Genomic DNA, 20,966 nt, shown 5'->3' on the forward strand with positions numbered 1-20,966 from the left:
TCGGTACATGACCTAATAGGTACGCATCCTGGTGAGACGACCGACACCCCGGCAGAAGGCGAGGCCATGACCGACACCCCGGCACGACTGCTGAATCTGCTGTCCCTCCTGCAGACGCCCCGCGAGTGGCCGGGCAGCGAGCTCGCCGAGCGGCTCGACGTCAGCCCGCGCACCATCCGCCGCGACATCGACCGGCTCCGCGAGCTGGGCTATCCGGTCGAGGCCTCACGCGGATCCATCGGCGGCTACCGGCTCGTCGCGGGCACCGCGATGCCCCCGCTGCTCCTCGACGACGAGGAGGCGGTGGCCATCGCGGTGGGCCTGCGGGCGGGGGCCGGGCATGCCATCGAAGGGGTGGACGAGGCGTCCGTACGGGCCTTGGCGAAGCTGGAGCAGGTGCTGCCGTCCCGGCTGCGGCACCGGGTCTCGACCCTGCAGAACGCGACGATGCCGCTGACCCGGGGCGATGGCTCGACCATCGACCCGCGGACGCTGACCGTGATGGCGTCGGCGGTCACCGGGCAGGAGCGGCTGCGGTTCTCGTACCGCGCGGGCGACGGCGCCGAGACGAAACGGGAGGCCGAGCCGTACCGGCTGGTGAGCACGGGGTGGCGCTGGTATCTCGTCGCGTACGACCTGGGGCGCGGGGCCTGGCGCACCTTCCGGGTCGACCGGGTGAGCGAGCCGTTCGCGACCGGGGCCCGGTTCGCACCGCGCGAGCTGCCCGCGGGGGACGCCTCGGAGTTCCTCGCCGGTTCCATCGCCCGGCGGCAGCCCCGGCTGTCGGTCGACGTGAGCTTCGCGGCCCCGGCGGACTTCGTGTCCGCGCGGCTGCCCGCGTCGATCGGCCCCTTGGAGCCGACCGGCGGGAACAGCTGCCGGCTGCGGGCGGTGCTCGCGGACTCGCTGGAGTGGGTGGCGCTCCGACTGGCGCTGGTGGACTGCGAGTTCGCCGTGCACGAACCACCGCAGCTGGTGGACTACCTGAGCGACCTGGGCGCCCGCCTGGCCCGCGCCGCAGCCCGCTGACCCGACCTCGCCGCACCCGCTCGCTGACCCGGCATCCGGGGGCAGGCGGGCCGAGGAGAGCGGGCCGAGCCGGGCAAGCGAGCACGCCGGCCATGAACACGCCGGACACGGAAAGGATGAGCCCGGCAAAAGAATGAGCCCCGGCGCCAGGGGGGGGTGGGCGCCGGGACTCAGCTCAAGAGGTCACGCGAAGCGACCTATTTCGGAGGTTACTGGACGAAGGCTCACGCCGCAGCGTCAAAACCCGTGTCGTGGGCCATTCGCTTCAGTTCCAGCAGTGCGTGCTTCTCGATCTGGCGGATCCGCTCGCGGGTCAGCCCATGCTGCTTGCCGACCTCGGTGAGGGTCCGCTCGCGGCCGTCCTCGATGCCGTACCTCATTCGGATGATGGAGGCGGTGCGGTTGTCGAGCTTGCCGATCAGGTCCTCCAGCTCCTCGCTGCGCAGCAGCGTCATCACCGACTGCTCGGGCGACACCGCGGAGGTGTCCTCCAGCAGATCACCGAACTGGGTCTCGCCCTCGTCGTCGACCGACATGTTGAGACTGACCGGGTCACGGGCCCAGTCCAGGACGTCGCCCACGCGCTCCGGCGTGGAGTCCAGCTCGGCCGCTATCTCCGCGTGCTCCGGCTCGCGGCCGTGCTCACGGTTGAACTCGCGCTGCACCCGGCGGATCCGGCCGAGCTCCTCCACCAGGTGGACGGGGAGCCGGATCGTACGGGACTGGTCGGCTATGGAGCGGGTGATGGCCTGACGGATCCACCACGTCGCATACGTGGAGAACTTGAAGCCCTTGGCGTAGTCGAACTTCTCGACCGCGCGCACCAGGCCCGCGTTGCCCTCCTGGATCAGGTCGAGCAGGGGCAGCCCGGCGCGCGGATAGCGGCGGGCGACGGCAACGACGAGCCGGAGGTTGGAGCGGATGAACACGTCCTTGGCGCGCTCGCCCTCGGCGACCAGCGCCTCCAGCTCCTCGCGCGTGGCTCCACCGGCCTTGCTGTCCACCGTGCCGTCGAGTATCTGCCGGGCGTAGACGCCCGCCTCGACGATCTGCGACAGCTCGACTTCCTTTGCGGCATCGAGCAGCGGCGTACGCGCGATCTCGTCCAGGTACATGCCGACCAGGTCGCGATCGGCGATCTCCCCGCCCGCGGCGCGAACGCTGCTTGCCCGGCTGGTCCCACCGGTGGTGGACGAACGACGGGCGACGGCACGGGTTGCCATGCGTGCTCCCTTGCTGAGTAGGTCGCGACACCCTTCCGGGTGCCCTGCATCCGATGGAAACAACGACTGGAATCCGGACAGAATTCCCACGCCTGGCATTCATTTTCGTGATCATGCAGTACCCTGTGCCGCCACGAGGAGGTACGCATGCCGGCGAGTCGGACAGAAGTGCAGGTCAGGCCGGGCATCGAGGGCGATCTAGTGGCACTCACGGACATCTACAACCATTACGTGCGTGAGACCGCGATCACATTCGACACGACCCCCTTCACCCCTGAACAGCGGCTGCCGTGGTTGCGTTCCCACCCTGAAGACGGCCCGCACCGTCTTCTGGTTGCTCAGGATGTCCGGATCGTCGGCCCCGCTTCGGTCCTGGGATACGCCACCAGCAGCGCTTTCCGTCCCAAGGCGGCGTACGCGACCTCGGTCGAGGTGAGCGTGTACTGCGCCCCGTGGGCCACCGGTCGCGGCATCGGCACGCTCCTCTACACGGCCCTGTTCGAGGCGCTCGCCGGTGAGGACCTGCACCGCGCGTACGCCGGCGTGACCCAGCCGAACGACGCCTCCGTCCGGCTGCACGAGCGCTTCGGTTTCCGCCGTGTCGGTACGTACGCCGAGGTGGGCCGGAAGTTCGGCGCGTACTGGGACGTGGCCTGGTACGAGAGGCGACTGGGGCCACAGCCCTAGGTCCCGGGCCGGTACCGATCCCGGGCCCCGGTCCGTTACGCCGCGCGGACCCCGCGCCTAGCGTGCTCCCGTATGGACGACACGAGGAACTCCGCGGACGGCACGAGGAACACCACAGGGACAGAGGACACCAGCGGCACGCTCGACGAGGCGCTGGAGCGCCTCCACTCCTCGGGCCCCGAACGCAACGGCTGGCTGAGCAATCACGGCCCGATGGCCGTCGAGGCGCTGGTCCGGCACGGTCAGGCACCGGCCGTGCACCGCTGGCTCGACCACTACCGCCACAAGCTGGAGGACATGCCCGCCCCCGCGACCCGGGTGACGGCACAGAACTGGCGCGAGGCCCTCGGCGACCCGCGCCGGATCGCGGACTGGACGGCGTATTTCGAGCGGGAGACTGCCGAGCGCCCCTGGCGTGACGTCCTCACCGAGTGGTGGCCGCGGCTGCTCCCCGGCATCGCGGCGGGCGCCACCCACCCCGTGATCCGGGTCGGCCACTGCGTACGCACCCTGCTCGCCGGCCAGGCGACCGCGCCCCGGATCACCGAGCTCGCCCACGGCCTCGGCTACTGGGCCGCCCGCCATCAGCCGCTGCCCGCCCTGGCCCCGCTCGCGCCCGCACCCACCGCCGCGGCCGCGCTGGACGCCGTGCCGCCGGTGCCCGAGCAGGAGGGCGGCATCCGGGACCGGCTGGCCCAGCTCACCGCGTTCCCGGTGTGGCCGCAGCGGTTCACCGACGACCCGGACGAGGCGCGGGCCCGGCTGGCGGAGCTGGTGCGGGCAGCGACCCATCGGTTCGCCACGCACGGGCACGGCGAACCGATCATGCTGGTGCACGCCGCGACCACGCCCAACGCCGTGCTGCGCACCCTGCCCGCGCTCCCACGCGCGCTGTGGGTGCCGAGCCTGGGGGCCGCCTGGGCGGCGAGCGCCGCGGTCACCGCCGCGTACAGCCCGCCCGCGCCCGCCCCGTACGCACCGGCGGACGCGTCCGCCGACGAGCTGTTCGCTCGGGCGGCGGCGCACGGCGACGACCACACCATCAAGTTCACCGACACCGCGCTGGACGTCGGCGACGCGACGGCCCTCGCCGCCGCACTCCGCTCGATCGAACTGAACCCGCCGGCCCTGTGACCGGGACGCGGACCGGGATACGGGCCGGGGTGCCGACCGGGGCGTGGGCCTGGGCATGGACCGGAATACCCACCGGCATGCCGACCGGGGTGCCGGCCGGGGCGTGGGCCTGAAACCGGCGCCCGGTCGGGGGCCGGACTCAGCCGAACTGCACCGACCGCTTCGCGAGCCCCATCCAGAACCCGTCGATGACGCTGCGCCCCCGGTCCAGCTCGCCCTCCGAGGCGCCGAGCGTCACGAAGAGCGGTGCGAAGTGCTCGGTGCGCGGGTGGGCCAGCCGGCCGGCCGGGGACTTGTGCTCGAAGTCCAGCAGCGCGTCGATGTCCTGCGCCTGGAGCGCCCGGCTCCCCCAGTCGTCGAACTCCGCCGACCAGCCGGGGACACCGCCGCCCGTATGACGCAGGGCGGCCAGGTTGTGGGTGAAGAAGCCGCTGCCGACGATCAGCACGCCCTCGTCGCGCAGCGGCGCGAGCTTGCGCCCGATGTCCATGAGCTTCTGCGGGTCCAGCGTCGGCATGGAGATCTGGAGTACGGGGATGTCGGCGCCCGGGAACATCTCCACGAGCGGGACATACGCCCCGTGGTCGAGCCCGCGGTCCGGGATGTCCTGGACCGGCGTACCGGCGCCGCGCAGCAGCTTGCGTACGTTCTCGGCCAGTTCCGGGGCGCCCGGGGCGGCGTACTGCACCCGGTAGTAGTGCTCGGGGAAGCCCCAGAAGTCGTAGACGAGCGGGACCGTCTCCGTGGCCCCGAGGGCCAGCGGGGCCTCCTCCCAGTGCGCGGAGACCATCAGGATCGCGCGGGGACGGGGCAGTCCGGCGGACCAGGCGGCCAGTTCGCCGGGCCAGACCGGGTCGTCGGCCAGCGGCGGGGCGCCGTGGGAAAGGTAGAGGGCGGGCATGCGCTCCGCGGTGACTGTCATGGCACTCCCCATCCGCTGCTGATCCGGGTAAGTCTTCTACCGGGCCTTCTACAGGCGCGTTCTTGAGAAGGAAGGATTCTTTAATCTTCAAGCTTCCTTCCTCCGGAGACCTTAGCTCTATCTAGTTCAACTTTCAAGAAAAGGTCGTACAGTGGAGTACATGACCACGGCATCCACCGGCGAGCCGCGCTGGCTCTCCGAAGAAGAGCAGAGCGTCTGGCGTGCGTATCTCCACGCCACCACGCTCATGGAGGACCACCTCGACCGCCAGTTGCAGCGCGATGCCGGCATGCCGCACATCTATTACGGTCTGCTCGTCCAGCTCTCCCAGGCCCCCCGCCGCCAGAAGCGGATGACGGAGCTGGCCAAGGACGCCAAGATCACCCGCTCACGGCTCTCGCACGCCGTCGCGCGGCTGGAGAAGAGCGGGTGGGTGCGCCGCGAGGACTGCCCGTCCGACAAGCGCGGCCAGAACGCGGTCCTCACCGACGACGGCTACGAGATGCTGCGCCGGTCCGCACCGGGCCATGTCGACGCCGTACGCCAGGCGATGTTCGACCGGCTCACGCCCGAGCAGGTGCGCTCGCTGGGCGAGATCATGCAGGTCGTCGCCACCGGACTGCAGCCGGAGGGCACGGACGCGGACCTGCCCTGGCTGCGCTGAGCCGAGGACGAACCCACGCGGCTGTGCCCCGGTCCCGTCCGGGACTTCGGACCGGAGCCGGGGCACAGCCGCGTTCACTTCACCTTCGTGTCACCTCGCACCCACCCCCATGGGCCGGTGCTCATCAGTGCGCGACGACCGGGACCCTGAACTCGTCCTCGACCCCGTCGGCGTCACCCGAACCGGAGCTTCCGGTCGCCGGACCCGCCGAAGGCCGACCGGCGTTGATGAGGGTCAGCGCGATCACGGAGGCCACCACCAGGATGCCGACGGCCCACCAGATGGCACCGGTGAAGCCGTGCACCATCGACTGGAGCTTCAACAGCTCCGGGTCGGTGGCGCCGAGTGCGGCGTGCGAGCCGGCGTACGCCGTCGCGGCCGAGGCGGCGATGGTGTTCAGCAGCGCCGTGCCGATCGCGCCCCCCACCTGCTGCGAGGTGTTGACCATCGCGGACGCGACGCCCGAGTCCCTGGGCTCGACACCGTGCGTGGCCAGCGACATCGCCGGCATGAACGCCGTACCCATGCCAAGACCCAGCAGCAGTTGCCCGGGGAGGATGAGCCCGACGTACGAGGAACCGACCTCCAGCTGCGTCAGCAGCAGCATGCCGACGGCGGCGGTCAGGAAGCCGGGGCCCATGAGCTTGCGCGCCGGGACCCGGATCATCAGCCGGGCACCGATCTGCGTCGAGCCGGTGATCATGCCCGCGATCATCGGGAGGAAGGCGAAGCCGGTCCTGATCGGCGAGTAGCCCTTCACGACCTGGAGGTAGTACGTCAGGAAGAGGAACAGCCCGAACATCGCGATGACGGCCAGACCCAGCGAGAGGTAGACGCCCCCGCGGTTGCGGTCCAGCAGGACGCGCAGCGGCAGCAGCGGCGACTTGACCCTGGACTCGGTCAGGACGAAGGAGAGCAGCAGCACGGCGGACGCGACGAACATGCCGATGGTCAGCCCGTCCGACCAGCCCGCGGACTCGGCCCGGGTGAACCCGTACACCAGCGAGACCAGACCCAGCGCGGACAGGACGACGCCCGGGATGTCGAGCGAGGAGCGGTTGCGGCTGCCGGCGGGCTCACGGATCACGAAGTACGCGCCCGCGGCCGCGATGACGGCGAACGGGATGTTGACGAAGAACGTCCAGCGCCAGTTCAGCGCCTGGGTCAGGAAGCCGCCGAGGATCAGCCCGACGGCGCCGCCGCCACCGGCGATCGCACCGTAGATGCCGAACGCTTTGGCGCGCTCCTTGGCATCGGTGAACATCACGGCGAGCAGCGACAGGGCCGCCGGTGCGAGCAGCGCGCCGAAGACGCCCTGGAGTGCGCGGGAACCGAAGAGCATGCCCTGGTTCTGCGCCGCGCCGCCGAGCGCGGAGGCCAGCGCGAAGCCGATCAGGCCGACGACGAAGGTCCGCTTACGGCCCCAGAGGTCGGCGATCCGTCCTCCGAAGAGGAGCAGCCCGCCGAAGGCGAGGGCGTACGCGGTGATGACCCACTGCTTGTTGGCATCGGATATGCCCAGCGCCGTCTGGGCGTGCGGCAGCGCGATGTTCACGATCGTGGCGTCGAGCACGACCATCAGCTGCGCGAGGGCGATGAACGCCAGCGCTTTCCAGCGGCTGGGGTCAGGAAGTCGGATATCGGCTGTTTTTGACATGGGGGTACCCACCTAAGGACGTGCACGCGCACAGATGAACGCGAAGAGTCATGAACCGGGATGAAACGCCGGTTGAGGGACAGACGTTGAACGGGCGGATGGCGAACGAGTGACGAAAGGACGGATGGTGAAGCGGATGGTGAAGCGGAATGCTCAGGGCGCGGCGGGCACCCCGCCGGGCTCCTGGCTCAGCAGCCCGGCGCGGACCTCATGGCCGGTGCCGCAGATCCTCCAAGGTCGCCGCAGTTCCGGGCAGTTCGGACCGGGCCGGGGCCTGCAGTCCGTCCAGGAACAGCTGTAGATGGCGATGGGTGAACCGGTCGATGTCCAGGCAGCCGATGCCGGGCAGCGGACGGGTGAGCTGGGAGAGGGCGACGATCACGTCACCGACGGCGATGTCGGTACGCAGCCGCCCCGCGGACATGGCGCGCGAAACGAGCCCCTCGACGGCCTCTTCGAGGCGCCGGCGCTCGGCGAGCAGTTCGGGATGGTCCCGGTCGAAGCCGCCGGACAGCATCGGGCACAGGGCTCCGATCCGCTCGTCGGCCGCCGCGTGCACGAACCGGCTGAGCGCGGCGAAGGCGTCGGCCTCCTCGGCCGCCGCTTCTTCCGCGCGATCGGTGGTCCGGGAGGTGACCGCGAGCACGACCTCGTGCACCAGCGCGGCCCGGTCGGGGAAGTTCCGGTAGAGGGTGGCGTTGCCGACGCCGGCGCGCCTGGCGACCTCGTCGAGCGGGACATCGGGCCCGAACTCGACGAACATCTCGCGCGCGGCCGTCACGATCCGCTCCCGGTTGCGCAACGCGTCGGCCCGCGGACGGGACGTCCGGGACTGCGTCGTTCCGGTGACAGCGCGGCTGACGGTCTCCACGTCGACGACCTCCTTCTCCTTCTGACTCTCCCACCACTCCCGCGGTGACGGCCGGTCGGCCCCGCTCTTCGCGGAGCACCTCCCCGCAACCGGGGACCATCTCCCCGTTTCGCGGGGACACGGATTCAAACGGGGAACAGCTCCCCACTTATTTCCCCATTCCGATGTGACCTGAGTCACGCCCATCGGTGGGAAAACCAGCCGAACGGCGCACCCAACGAGCGGCACCGCACCACCCGCAACAGGCTGATCCGCAGAGCGCAGTCAGGGTCGGCCGACTGCCGCGGACCCCGAGGCGCCTCTATGCAAAAGCCCCGCCACCGGATACGCACCCATCGCCACCCGATCGCTCTCGCCTCCGCAACATCCCTGGTCATAGCCACGATGGCCACAGCCAGCAGCGCTCTTCCGATAGCCAGCCGGGCCTCGGCCGGCCCGATAGCCACCGCTCGTTCCGCGGGCATAGCCGCATGCCGGATACCGGCGACCGCGGGCGTGCAGATGTCGGAGGGCATGCCGACACCCGAGGGCTACGCCCGCTCCACGGGCAAGGTCCACGCCCTCAACCTGATGATCGACTTCCCGGACGCACCGGGCGCCGGCAAGGCGATGGACCGGTACGCCGAATTCTTCCCGCAGACCACCGACTGGTTCCGGACCGGATCGTACGGACGGCTCACGTACGTCCCCGAGGCCCCGCTGAAGTCCTGGCTGCGGATGCCACTGCCGTTCTCGGAGTACGGGGTGGACCGCGGCTCACCGTACGAACCGGGCTACCGCCACCTCGTCGACGACATCATCACCACCGCCGATCCGAAGGTGGACTTCGCCGCATACGACCTGGTCAACATCCTGGTCACCCCGAACGCCGGGCCCTCCGCACTGGACACCGTCCTGTCCGTGACGTTCTCCGGCAACGACGACGCCCCGACGGCGGACGGCGTCCCGCTCGCCAACACGTCCTTCATCTACAGCCACCAGGACGACGGCTCGGGGTCGTTCAAACAGACCGGATACCGGGTCCTGCCGCACGAGAACGGCCATGTCTTCGGCCTCCCCGACCTCTACACCATGGAGGGCGGCGGCTCGGTCGGGCACTGGGACATCATGTCCGAGGACTGGGGGGCCAACAACGACCTGCTGGGCTGGCACAAGTGGAAGCTCGGCTGGCTGGACAACAACCAGATCAGCTGCGCCGCGCGCTCCGGCACCAGCGACCACGTGCTCGGCCCGCTGGCCACCAAGGGCGGCACCAAGCTGGCATTCGTACCGCTGAGCGGCAAGTCCGGCTACGCGGTGGAGGTACGGACCCAGGCCGGCAACGACCAGGCCATCTGCCGGCCGGGCGTACTGATCTACAAGGTGAGCTCGGACATCGACACCGGACAGGGCCCGGTATCCGTCGCGGACAGCACCAGGAGCGGCGCCGGCTGCACCCGACTGCCCAATGTGCACGCCGAACTGTCCGACGCCCCCTTCCAGCCCGGCGAAACCTTCACCGACCGGAGCAGCGGGATACACATATCCGTGCTCGACAAGGACGAGAAGGGAAACTACCGAGTCCGAATAACCCGCCCCTGAAGGGGGCTACCGAGCCCGAACGCCCCACCCCTGCCGGCTCACCGCACCCCGCCCTCTGCCCCCGCCGACCGCACCCCCGCACCCACTCCACTCACCCGTCACCACTCACCCATCACCACTTACCCGTCGCCACTCACCTGTCGCCCCGGACCTCCGCTTCGACGGGTCCGCGCAGCTCGCGCTTGAGGATCTTCCCGGTCGGGTTCCGGGGCAGCGGCTCCTCCCGCACGAGCACATGGGCCGGGACCTTGAACGCGGCCAGGCTGCGCCCGACATGCGCCCTCAGCTCCTCGGCGGTGACCGTGGCCCCGGCCCGCAACCGCACGACCGCGGCGACCTCCTCGCCCAGGACCGGGTGCGCCACCCCCAGCACCGCCGCGTCCTCGACGTCCGGGTGGTCGTGCAGCGCGGCCTCGACCTCGACGCAGTACACGTTCTCCCCGCCCCGGATCACCATGTCCTTGATCCGGTCGACGACATCGACCCGTCCCTCCCGCACCACGGCGAGATCACCGGTCCTGAACCACCCGTCGGTGAACGCCCGAGCGGTCGCCGCCTCGTCGCGCCAGTAGCCCCGGACCAGCGACTGACCCCGCAGCCACAGCTCCCCGACCTCGCCCTCGGGCAGCGCCTCGCCCGCCGGCCCGGCGATCCGCACCTCGGTGGTGGGGGTGGGGCGGCCGACGCTGCCCGGGTGGAGCCGGTACTCGGCACCGAAATTGGCCAGGACGCCGCCGCTGGTCTCGGTCAGGCCGTAGCCGTTGCGGGGTTCGATGCGGTCGCCGTGCCGGGCGGTCAGCCGGGTGACCAGATCGGGTGGTGCGGCGGCCCCGCCGGTGTTCAGCATCTGCAGGCTCTCCATGCCGTCGCCCGCCTGCTCGGCCGCGGCGAGCAGCTGGAGCGCGGTCGCCGGGACACCGGCGTAGTGGGTGACGCCGTGCTCGCGGATCAGCCGCAGCGCCTCCTCGGCGTCCCACTTCCGCATCAGCACGATGGCGCCGCCGGCCGCCATCGCGGCGTAGAAGCCGGTGAACGCGGCGACGTGGAAGAACGGGAACGTCAGCAGCGACACCGGGGCGGGCCCCTGCCCCGGGATGATCCCGCGCCCGAGCGCGGAGGCGGCCGCGTGGTACCGCGGATTGAGCACCGCTCCCACCTGGGCGAGATGGGTGGCGACCGCACCTTTGGGCCGGCCGGTGGTGCCGGAGGTGTAGATGATCGTCGCGTCGTCCTCGGGCCGGATCTCGACCTCGGGCGGCGCGGCGAGCGGATCGGGCGCGGGCAGTTCCTCGTACCGCTCGACGCCCTCCGCGACCGCCCCCTCCTCGTGGAAGACGACCACACGCGCCCCGTTCTTCGCCGCCCACCCGGCGACCCTGGGCAGCCGCTCACCGTCCACCAGGAGCACCCGGGGCCCGGAGTCGTCCAGCGCGTAGGTGAACTCGTCCTCGGTCCACCAGGCGTTGAGCGGTACGGCGACCAGACCGGCCAGCTGGGCCGCCCAGAAGGCGATCTGCCACTCGGGGTGATTGCGCATCGCGACGACCGCCCGGTCTCCCGGACGGAGCCCGTACACCTCGGTCATCCGGCAGGCCAGCGCGGACGCCGCGGCGAAGAACTCGGCGTACGAGTAGCTGCGCTCGTCCGAGATCAGGAACAGCCGGTCCCCGAAGGCCCAGGTGGTCTCCACGAACTCCCGCAGCGTCCGGGGCCCGTCCGCGTACACGAGCACCCCGGCGTGCGCCCCGTCCTCCACTCGAACAACGGCGAACGGGGCACCCGGCCCGGTCAGCGCGGCTTCGACACGACCGGCGTCAGCAGAACCGGGATCGGGGCCGGCCGCGGGGACGGGGGCCGGATCGACATGCGGCACGAACAACCCCTCCAAGCATCGTCATCGCCTAAGCGCTTGCTCAGTAATCAGTGCATTCGCGACGCTATGCCCGCCCCCGCCCCGCGTCAAGACGCCCGAGCGGCGGCCACGAGCCCCTTCAGCCGGCCCTCGTCGAGCGCCTCGGACGCCGTCGAGGCAATCCGCCCACGCGCGTCGACGACCAGGGTGACGGGCTGCCCCTGCGTGGTCAGCAGCCCCTTGGGCAGCGCGAAGAGCTGCTTGCCGCCGGGATCGAGAATGCTGGGGTAGGGCATCTGGAACTCACGGGCGAAGGCCCGCGCCACGTCGGGAGACCTGTCCCGGTTCACCCCGAGGACGACAACGCCCTGCGCCTCCATCTCCCGGTGGTACCGCACCAGGACCGGGGTCTCCTTGCGGCAGGGCTCGCACGAGGAGGCCCACACGTTGACCACGACCGTCTTCCCCGCGTAGTCGGAGAGCTGGACCGGCTTCCCGTCGACGTCGGCCCCGGTGAAGTCCGGCGCGACGGGACGGTGCGCACGGTCGATCGTCAGCGTGCCGTCCTTGCCGCGGTGGTAGCCCACGGGCGTACCCGGACTGCCTCCGATCGAGATCCCGACGACGAGAGCCGCGGCACAGCCGAGGGCAGCCAGAAAAGGAACAAGCGGGCGTTTCATGGAAGGTCCTTCGGGGCGGCGTCGGTCAGGCGCCACCCGACGTCCGGGCCGGGGCCCCGAGCCCACGCCACGCCACACCACTTCCCCCGGCCGCCCATACGGCGACACCCGGCACCCCGGGAGGACCCGGAATCCGCAGTGCGGTGCGGACACGGCATGCGGGCATACGGGAACACCCCGTGCATGCTGAACAAACGGATCTTGCTGGTCGCCCAGAACGGTACGCCCACCCCCAACTCCCCCCACAAACACCCCCCTTGCAAACCCCTCCCCCACCCCCGCCTCCCCACCACCCCCACCCCGGGACAGCCGACCGCCCGGCCGGGCCCCAATGGGGGCGACCTCCGCAAGCCCCATCCGCTAGGCTGTCAGCGCCGCCTTCGTAGCTCAGGGGATAGAGCACCGCTCTCCTAAAGCGGGTGTCGCAGGTTCGAATCCTGCCGGGGGCACAACGCATTGCCGCTCTGACCTGGGGATTCTCCCCCAGGGGCTCTACCCGGCCTCGGACTCCTCGTCCGGGGCCGTTTGCCTGCTCGCACAGGGCGCCGCCGACGCCGCCACGGCCACCGCGATGAAGGTCCCCGCAGAGCTGCACCCGTTCACCACCCTCGACACCGCGCGCGGCGATCTCCTCGACGTGTACGCCGACGTGCGCGCCCCGCGGCTTCACCTGCCGAACTACGCGGTCCCCGCGTTCGGGGAACGCCTCGACCGGCACGCCACCAAGCCAGGGTTTACGGCCGTCCTCGCGTACGCGGACGGGCATCCGGTCGGCTACGCCTACGGCAACACCATCGAGCACGGCGACCACTACTGACAGCGCACCAGCCCGGTGCCGGCCAAGAAGTACCCCGAGCGTCCGCCCCTGGCTCTGGAGGAGATCGGCGTCCGCCCGGCCTGGCGCAAGACCGGCACCGCCCGCCGGATCCACGACGCCCTCCTCACCACACGCGACGAGCCGTACATCACACTCATGGTCAACCCGGCCGCCAGCGACGGAAAGGTCCACGCGCTCTACAAGTCGTGGAGGTACGAGAACATCGGGTAGAGCAAGTCGTCACCGGCCTCGCCCGTCCTCCCAGTGATGGTCCACGCCAACCACTGACGGGCACTCCGCCTCCATCAAACCCGAGGCAGTTCAAAGTCTTGGGAAATGCCGTCGCTGGAAGGTTGCCGTCGAGCACGGCAAATCCTTGATCCAGAAGGTGGTTATCTCGTTGCCTGTGCACCGCGTCCGGGATGCACACCCAGCTCCGCATGTCGGGACCGTTGCTGTAATCAAGTGGAAAGATTCTTCGGCCTTGTCATGAGATCAAGCCTGCCGCGCCTCTTCAAACGTGTACAGCCTCTGCCCTGGGTCACAGGGCAGAAGGCCGCCAACCATGAGGAGGTGCTCCGTGGAGATCGCGGGCGCGTTGTTGTCCGTCATCGTCGTCCTGGCTCCGAGTCTGAAGGGGTGGGTGGACAGCGTGTCCTACCGCAATCGGGTGCAGGCCAGGGCATCCCTAGTTCGGGCCCGGCGTGGGCAGGATGACGATGGAAGCACGCAGCACTTCGGCAAGCGGGGACAGACCCGTGGCTGAGACATCCGTCGCCTTGGTGACTGAGGCCCTGGGCGAGCTGTACCGGGATCACCATCGGGAAATGGAAGGGTTCGCGCGCCGACTGCTGGCCGAGGAGCGGCTGCCAGAATCCGTGCTGTCCGCCGAGGACGTGGTGCAGACTGCCTTCGCCAAGGTTCTTCGCGCCCCTTCTCAGATTCGCGATTCCCGTGCCTATCTATACGCCGTGATACGCAACGACGTACGAGCCGCAAGCCGACAAGACCGAAGGCGAGCGGTCCTGGCCTCCACGGCTGCCTGCCAGGCCCAGCCAGCAGATGGGCACGTCGCGGACTTCGGCGACCTGATCGCCAATCGTCTAGCCGTGTATAAGGCCTTGCACGACCTGCCTTCGCAGCAGCGGACGGCTGTGTGGGCGACCAAAGCGTTGGAGTACACGCAAGCCGAGACAGCTGAGGTGATGAGGAAGAAGCCAGGGACGGTCGCCACTCATGTAGTGCGCGCGGTAGCGGCACTCCGGGTCCATCTGGCTGCCTTGCTGGTAGTGGGCGTCACGGTCTTCTGCATGGCGGGAAGTCGCGCCCTCAGGAAGATGCAGCCCCCAGCAGGCAGCCCACGAGGCCCCTTGCCGCAGACCCCGTCAACCTCGACATGGATCTATCTGGCCGTGAGTTGCCTCCTCGTAGCCGGCTTGGCCCGTTGGGTGTCCAAGTGGTGGACACGCCGCCGCCAGGCCATCGAAGAAGGGGGGGACGTTCGCACCTCGTCCCATCATCGACCAAATCCGGGAATCTCTCAGCGCATATCGCTTCAACCGTGCGACCCGTCCCGATCCACCGCGCCAGAAACCCGTACCAGAAGAGGAACTATCGGAGAGCGGCTATGCATCCGGGTTTACGCGGACGCGCCTACCCGGCAGATAGGTACGACTACACGCTCGTCTGGAGCCGAGGGCACATCCAGAGCACATGAGCCTGGAAAGCGGCGTTGATCGGTGAGAACTACGGAGAACCATCCTCACAAGTCAACGCACTTCTCGCAGAACCCCCAGGTCAGGCCCCCACCCCCTGCAATCGCTGCACAAGTGGCAGGACACGACTCCCCGCCACCAGCAAAAGTGAGGCACCAGCGGTTCCGGGACTGGCGGCTTGCGCCTCGCGGAGCGCATGCGGCCCAGTTGTTCCTGCGGGCCCGGCAACAGCCACGAATTCCCCTCAGCCGTACCGAGGCAGCCCCCACGCCTTGCGTGCGTACGCGGTGCGTGAGCAGATGGTCCGACACCGAAACAGTTCGGGACACGGTGGCCGCCAATTGGGAGGCCGTTGCCCAGGACGAAGAAGTCATGGGTTCAAAGCCACGGCTCTAACGGCTGAACCACCCGGCCAAGGTTCTGATCCGTGCCGCAGTCAGGGGCCCTCAGTGGCTACCGAGGACCGCTGGAAGGCGCCTGGTGACCGAAATGGCTACTCCGCGTACATCCAGCCTACACAACGCGTAGATCACGCCATTCTCCCCCGATGCGTTGCCCCTACTGCCCGACAACCTCATCCTGGAGCGTTCGCCACCAGCCGAAAGGGGACAGGTGAACGTGCCACGCCGTGCCGCAAACGATCCTGACGTCATTGGACAGACCACTGGACTGATCGGTTTCCTCAAAGAGGTCGTGCAGAGCAGCCACAACCGTCTACGCGATGACCGCCGCACACGGGAGCGCCTATGGCTGTCCGATCTGCCGACCTCCGTGCGCCGTCCGTCGGACCGGGTCGACGGACTGCTGCTCACGCTCGACCATGTACCGCAAACGGCGCCGCCTCCCCTGCCTGAAGTGTTGGAGGGGTGGGTATCCGCAGAGCAGTGCCAGGACCCGGACGGCGGTGATCCGACACTCGCTGTCGAGGGGCCGGGGCGGGAACTCGCCCTTGCAACGAACAGTCCTCAGCAGTGGGAGGAAGAAGCGGAGGATCACACCGTCCGCCGGGAGGAAGCAGCTGAAGTGCTGCGGGCCTATGGTCCTTGGCTCACGCGCTGGCGACGCTGGGCAGAGCGAGAGCGTACGGAACGGGCCCTCCGTGAGCTATACGAACGGGTCTACCACTGGCATCAGAAGCTGATACAGCAAGATGATCAACTTGAGCTCGTTCTGGCCACTGGTCTTTTGACGTGGAGCGACCCGAGCGGTGACGCCGTGCATCGCCACGTACTCACCCACCGGGTGGAGACGTCAGTAGACCGCAAGACTGCCCAGCTCGCGGTCCGGCTGACGGCCGAAGGAGCCGTGCGGCTTGAGGACCAAGCATTCCTCGACACCGATGACGGCTGGGCCCCCGAGCGTTCGGCCGCGCTCGCGGAAGAGATCGCCTCCCAGTCACTGCACCTACTGGGCCAAGAGGTCCTCGAGCAGTTGGCCCAGTGGCAGGACCGAGCGCTGCAGCGCCCTGTCTCGTTCAGCGCCGAGTGGCAGCCGCCACGTGAGCCGGAGGCAGGCGCGCGGCTCACCTACGCTCCGGCGCTCGTGCTGCGTCCACGGGACCGTAACGCCCTGTTGAGCTTCTACGACCGGATCGCGGACAGCGTGGCCTCCGAAGGGCACGCCCCCCTGGGGCTGGCTCAGCTGGTGCTGCCCCTGAACTCCGAGGAGCGATCGCACTGGGACGTTCGCGAGATCCCGCCACTGTTCGGAGATGACCCACTCTTTCCTGGCAAGACGAACGAGCGACAGCGAAGTGTGCTGCGGCGGCTGGAGCACGACACGGGCGTAGTGGTGCAGGGGCCGCCGGGCACTGGCAAGACGCACACGATCGCCAACCTGGTCTCCGCCCTGCTCGCCCAAGGGCAGAGGGTCCTGGTGACCAGCGCCAGGGACCAAGCCTTGACCGTACTGCGAGACAAACTGCCACCTGCGGTGAGGGACTTGTGCGTCCTCTTGCTCAGCTCCGTGCGGCAGGACGGGGCAGACGAACTGGAACGCACGATCAACTCCCTGACCGACCAGGTCGCGACCAGCGACCCCGAACAGCTGCGGGACGAGATTCGTCGGCTCTCCGCACGCCGGGAAGAGGTGCGGGGAAGGATCAGCGCGCTCACCGAGCAAGTGATCGCGGTTCGGGAAGCAGAGATCTATCGCCATCCGGAAATCGCTCCTGGGTACGCCGGCACCCTCGCAGCAATCGTCCAACGCGTCATCGACGGCACCGAGCATTACTCCTGGATCGGCCTGGTTCCGGACCAAGGGCAGGCCTCCTCTGTCCCGCCGCTGTCTCCCGCGCAGGCGGGGGAGCTGCTCAGTCTGCTGCGCGACGGTGCCGCCGAGCTACGCGCAGAAGGCACTCTGCCTGATCCAAGCTCTCTCCCTTCCCCGGAAGACCTGTCCGATGCACTCGCAGCCAGTTGCGTCTCCGACGACGGTCTGTCCGCCGAGGAGACCGTCATCCGCGACGACCTCGCCCAGCTCGATGCCTCCGTCACCGACGAACTCGCCTCGCTCACGAGTAACTGCCGCACAGCTCTTCATCACCTCGGACTGTCACCGTCGGCCAGGCAGTGGGATACGGACAAGTGGATCACCAAGGCCCTGTCCGACAGGCTCTCCCGCGACGGCCTCGCGCTATGGCAGAGGGTCTCCGACGTGGAAGCTCAGATCGGCGCCATCACGCGGCAGGTGGACGGGCAGGGCATGAAGCGTGTCCACCTGCCTGAGCGCCTCCCCGCCGACCGAGCCGACGAGATGCTTGCGAGAGGAATCGCCTTGCGCGAGCATCTCGCTTTGGGCGGCAAGCTGCGCTCTCGTGGCAGCTTCCGCGCTGCGAAGGCGCAGAAATCCGCTCAGGATCTTCTAGACACATGCACCGTCAGCGGCCACTCGCCCGAAACACTGGAGGACGTCGAGGCCGTTCTTGCCCACCTGCGCGCCCACTCCACGGTTGCCGCGCTTGCCGAACGTTGGGCCCAGGCCGGAGCTCCCATTCCCGAAGGACAGCTTGAACTCCGTCTGGCTGCCCTGACCGAGGCGCACACCCGCCTGGCGCACGTCGACGCGTTCGGCACGTCCCGTGAGCACATTGACGGACTGCTCGTACGTCATGGCCTGCACATCGCTCTCACATCACGTACGGCATGGCAGGAGTTCACCAACGCTCTGTCCGCCCTCTCCAGCCGCCGGACCGCGGACGAGGCCACCGGCCGGCTTGCCGCTTGGGAGGAGCAACTCCGTACCCCGCTTGATGGCTCTCGCCCCGCCGCAGAAGCACTGGCCGTCGCCCAGGCTGTCCGGGAGCAGGACATTGACCGCTACGCAAAGGAACTCGACGCACTGCGGGAGGCGCATCGACGTGAACATCGACAGCGCCGGTGCGGCGTACTTCTGGAAGGCGTTCGCGCGGCGCACCCTCTGCTCGCCGACCATCTGACACGGCACCCCGACGATCCGGCATGGGAGGCTCGACTGGACTCACTGGCCGAGGCGTGGGCCTGGGGAGCAGCTTCCGCCTTCGTACGCAGCCAGCGATCGCAGGGGCGCGAACGTCAGCTTGAAGGCGAACTGTCCCAATATGAGAGGAACTTGGAGTCACTTACCGGCGAACTTGCCGCAACCTGGGGCCGGTTGCATTGCCTTGAGCGTATGACTCAGGAGCAGCGGTCCGCCCTTCAGGCTTATCGCAACCACATGGCCTCGTACGGCAAGGGAAAGGGCCGAAACGCGGGCCGCTATCGCGCCGCTGCGCACGACGCCATGCGGACGGCGCAGGGGGCGGTACCCGCGTGGGTCATGCCCATCTCCCAAGTCGCCGAGACGGTACTGCCCCAGCGGGACGCGTTCGATGTGGTCATCGTCGACGAGGCCAGTCAGGCGGGAATGGATGCTCTGTTCCTGCTGTGGCTCGCCCCGCGCGTGATCGTCGTCGGGGACGACAAACAGTGCGCGCCCCCTGTCAGCGGCATGGGTCGCACCCAGGCAATCCATGACCGGCTTGTCTCCCACCTGCCAGACATGCCGCCGATGCTGCGCACGCTCTACGGCCCCGCGACCAACCTCTACCAGTTGTTGTCCACCTTCTTCCCAAAGGTGATCCGGCTGGAGGAGCACTTTCGGTGCATGCCCGAGATCATCGGCTGGTCCTCGCAGACCTTCTACAACAACAAACTTCAGCCGTTGCGACAGTACGGCGGCGAGCGCCTCAGCCCTCTCGTGACGCACTTCGTCGAAGGAGCCGTGGCCCAGGGACGCGACAGCCGGCTCCGCAACCCGAAGGAAGCCGACGCCATCGTCGACTGCCTGGCCCGGCTCGTGGAAGACCCTGCCTACCGGGACAAGACCATGGGGGTCATCACCCTCCAGGGACCGATCGGGCAGGTCAAGCTCCTGGAACAGCTGATCAATACACGTATTCCGGCACCGGTACGCGAGCGCCACAAGATCCGTGTAGGTAACCCGGCTTCGTTCCAGGGTGACGAGCGGCACGTCATTCTGCTGTCGATGGTCGCCAGCGATCCACCTCGAATTGCCGGCGGTGCGCGCAGTGAGCAGCAGGCCTACAACGTCGCCGCATCCCGGGCCCAGGACCAGATGCGGCTCTTCTACTCGGTTCCGCCGGACCGCCTCAAGCAAGGAGACCTGCGCCTCAACCTCCTTGCCTACATGGAGAACCCGCCCGCCGCGCTTGCCGCCTCCGACGATATCGGGGAGGTATCCGCCGAAGTCCTGCAGAAGCCGTTCGAGTCTCTCTTCGAGCAGCATGTGTACTTGCGCCTGAAGGCTCGCGGCTATCACGTCATCCCGCAGTGTCCGGCTGGAAGCAAACGCATCGACCTCGTCGTCGTAGGCGCTCGCGGGCGTCTGGCCGTGGAGTGTGACGGTGACCGGTACCACACGGCACCTGAGCAGATCCGGCACGATGAACAGCGTGATCGTGAACTTCAGCGGGTGGGCTGGACGTTCTGGCGCCTTCCCGAAAGCGAGTTCCGCTTCGACCCAGACCAGGCTCTGTCCGGGCTGTGGGAGGAGCTGAACCGGCTGGGCATCCGTCCGGCTACCTTCCGGGGCACCGATGACGGGTCCCGGTCGGCCCCTGCATCCTCCGGCACGCAATGGACCCCGCTCGACCTCTCTTCCGACGAAGGGCTGGCCGAGGATCTGGCGGAATCCCCCGACCATCCCGACACGACCGATCCGGTCGTCGCCCTCGACACGACGGAAGTCGACGAAACCAACGACACCATGGAAGGCACAGCATGACCCAGCAGTCCCCCATCGGCATCCTGGACGGCAACACCCTGGAGGAATTGGCCCGCGTCATCTGCGGCGACGAGCACCTCTATTACCGCAAGGGCTTTGAGATCGCGCGCTTCCTGGAACACGCCGGCTGGCAAGGGATTCCGGAGTACGACGGCGAGTATCGCAAGGAGTGGACGCTCGCCCGGCTTTCCGAGCGTCGGGAAGACCCGACCGACCTTGAAAAAGTTCTACTCCGACTCGCCGACCCGCGGGAATACCTCGACGAGCCCGAGCAGCTGCCCACTGTGGTCTCCGCCGTCAACGCCTTCCTCGTCCACGAAGGAGCCCGTCTGGAGAACCCTGGCGGCCGACCTCGTCTCGTCGCTTGCGACCCCTCTCTCAACTACCCGGGCAGTCAGGGGCCGGTCGAACTCAGAGCAGCCATGACCGATCTCATCAACAACGAGGACATGGCGACACTCCTCCAGCACCGCTTGGACGAGGCCCGCACCTGCTACGCCAATGGCGCTCACGTCGCCGCCATCATCATGCTTGGCAGCCTCCTCGAAGGCGTCCTAGTCCATGTGGTTCAGGAACGCGACGCCTCGCTGCTCGGTCGGACGTCTCCGGACAAGGTAAGCCTGGACACACTGATCAAGACCTGTCACGACGCGGGCTGGATCGGCGCCGATGTCGAGCGCTTCTGTCACGAGCTTCGCAAGTACCGCAACTTCGTCCATCCACGTGCTGAAATCCGCGAGGCTCACGCCCCCGACCGGGACACCCTGAACATGTGCTGGCCCGTGGTCAATGCAGTCCTCAACGACCTTGCCGAATCACAGCCTGAAACGGCTTAGCCCTGCTCGGCCGTGCTATGTCCTGCAGCACTCATG

14 protein-coding genes, 1 tRNA gene and 1 pseudogene are annotated in these 20,966 nt (G+C 68.6%); 10 read left to right on the forward strand and 6 right to left on the reverse strand.

Going from position 1 to position 20,966, the window contains the following annotated elements; all coding sequences use genetic code 11:
- Positions 1-66 precede the first annotated feature (66 nt).
- A complete protein-coding gene (locus ACFYY1_RS15590; RefSeq protein ID WP_388585136.1) occupies positions 67-1,029 on the forward strand; it encodes a helix-turn-helix transcriptional regulator in 963 nt (320 codons plus the stop codon).
- A gap of 224 nt (positions 1,030-1,253) precedes the next feature.
- Here ACFYY1_RS15590 and ACFYY1_RS15595 read toward each other — a convergent pair whose 3' ends face one another.
- Complete coding sequence (locus tag ACFYY1_RS15595; protein ID WP_388585137.1) at positions 1,254-2,252, reverse strand: RNA polymerase sigma factor RpoD/SigA; 999 nt, start codon at positions 2,250-2,252, stop codon at positions 1,254-1,256.
- A gap of 147 nt (positions 2,253-2,399) precedes the next feature.
- Between ACFYY1_RS15595 and ACFYY1_RS15600 the strand changes: the two genes are divergently transcribed.
- The gene (locus ACFYY1_RS15600) at positions 2,400-2,939 is read left to right on the forward strand and encodes a GNAT family N-acetyltransferase (RefSeq protein ID WP_388585139.1); all 540 of its coding nucleotides are present in this window, start codon (positions 2,400-2,402) and stop codon (positions 2,937-2,939) included.
- Positions 2,940-3,011: 72 nt separating this feature from the next.
- A complete protein-coding gene (locus ACFYY1_RS15605; RefSeq protein WP_388585140.1) occupies positions 3,012-4,073 on the forward strand; it encodes a questin oxidase family protein in 1,062 nt (353 codons plus the stop codon).
- 139 nt (positions 4,074-4,212) lie between these two features.
- Here the strand turns inward: ACFYY1_RS15605 and ACFYY1_RS15610 are convergent, their stop codons facing one another.
- Entirely contained in the window at positions 4,213-4,995 is a 783-nt protein-coding gene (locus ACFYY1_RS15610; RefSeq protein WP_388585143.1) for a dioxygenase, read from the reverse strand.
- 151 nt (positions 4,996-5,146) lie between these two features.
- On the opposite strand from ACFYY1_RS15610, the gene ACFYY1_RS15615 reads away from it, so the two are divergent.
- Positions 5,147-5,659: a MarR family winged helix-turn-helix transcriptional regulator gene (locus tag ACFYY1_RS15615; protein ID WP_388585145.1), complete on the forward strand. Its 513-nt coding sequence runs from the start codon at positions 5,147-5,149 to the stop codon at positions 5,657-5,659.
- Between the two features lie 124 nt (positions 5,660-5,783).
- Here ACFYY1_RS15615 and ACFYY1_RS15620 read toward each other — a convergent pair whose 3' ends face one another.
- Both ACFYY1_RS15620 and ACFYY1_RS15625 read right to left on the reverse strand, forming a co-directional pair.
- The gene (locus ACFYY1_RS15620) at positions 5,784-7,316 is read right to left on the reverse strand and encodes an MFS transporter (RefSeq protein ID WP_388585147.1); all 1,533 of its coding nucleotides are present in this window, start codon (positions 7,314-7,316) and stop codon (positions 5,784-5,786) included.
- Positions 7,317-7,524: 208 nt separating this feature from the next.
- Positions 7,525-8,187 (reverse strand): TetR/AcrR family transcriptional regulator, encoded by a 663-nt coding sequence (locus ACFYY1_RS15625; RefSeq protein ID WP_388585149.1) that lies wholly within the window; start codon positions 8,185-8,187, stop codon positions 7,525-7,527.
- Between the two features lie 303 nt (positions 8,188-8,490).
- Here ACFYY1_RS15625 and ACFYY1_RS15630 point away from each other — a divergent pair, with 303 nt between their 5' ends.
- Positions 8,491-9,768, forward strand: coding sequence for a M6 family metalloprotease domain-containing protein (locus ACFYY1_RS15630; RefSeq protein ID WP_388585151.1), 1,278 nt, complete (start codon positions 8,491-8,493; stop codon positions 9,766-9,768).
- 133 nt (positions 9,769-9,901) lie between these two features.
- Here ACFYY1_RS15630 and ACFYY1_RS15635 read toward each other — a convergent pair whose 3' ends face one another.
- Positions 9,902-11,641, reverse strand: coding sequence for a class I adenylate-forming enzyme family protein (locus ACFYY1_RS15635; protein ID WP_388585154.1), 1,740 nt, complete (start codon positions 11,639-11,641; stop codon positions 9,902-9,904).
- An 86-nt stretch (positions 11,642-11,727) separates the two neighbouring features.
- Positions 11,728-12,300 carry a TlpA family protein disulfide reductase gene (locus ACFYY1_RS15640; protein ID WP_388585155.1) on the reverse strand — a complete coding sequence of 191 codons (573 nt, stop codon included), beginning with the start codon at positions 12,298-12,300 and terminating at the stop codon, positions 11,728-11,730.
- A 376-nt stretch (positions 12,301-12,676) separates the two neighbouring features.
- Here ACFYY1_RS15640 and ACFYY1_RS15645 point away from each other — a divergent pair.
- The 5 genes and pseudogenes from ACFYY1_RS15645 (at position 12,677) to ACFYY1_RS15665 (ending at position 20,930) form a co-directional block, all read left to right on the forward strand.
- Positions 12,677-12,749 (forward strand) — tRNA-Arg (locus ACFYY1_RS15645).
- A gap of 122 nt (positions 12,750-12,871) precedes the next feature.
- Positions 12,872-13,348 (forward strand): annotated as a pseudogene (locus ACFYY1_RS15650) (GNAT family N-acetyltransferase).
- Between the two features lie 488 nt (positions 13,349-13,836).
- The gene (locus ACFYY1_RS15655; RefSeq protein ID WP_388585157.1) at positions 13,837-14,853 is read left to right on the forward strand and encodes an RNA polymerase sigma factor; all 1,017 of its coding nucleotides are present in this window, start codon (positions 13,837-13,839) and stop codon (positions 14,851-14,853) included.
- 591 nt (positions 14,854-15,444) lie between these two features.
- A complete protein-coding gene (locus tag ACFYY1_RS15660) occupies positions 15,445-20,094 on the forward strand; it encodes an AAA domain-containing protein (protein ID WP_388585160.1) in 4,650 nt (1,549 codons plus the stop codon).
- Positions 20,091-20,930: a hypothetical protein gene (locus ACFYY1_RS15665; RefSeq protein WP_388585162.1), complete on the forward strand. Its 840-nt coding sequence runs from the start codon at positions 20,091-20,093 to the stop codon at positions 20,928-20,930. The genes ACFYY1_RS15660 and ACFYY1_RS15665 overlap by 4 nt, the downstream gene beginning before the upstream one ends.
- Positions 20,931-20,966 lie beyond the last annotated feature (36 nt).

It is taken from the genome of Streptomyces sp. NPDC001890, assembly GCF_042891445.1.
Taxonomy (GTDB): Bacteria; Actinomycetota; Actinomycetes; order Streptomycetales; family Streptomycetaceae; genus Streptomyces.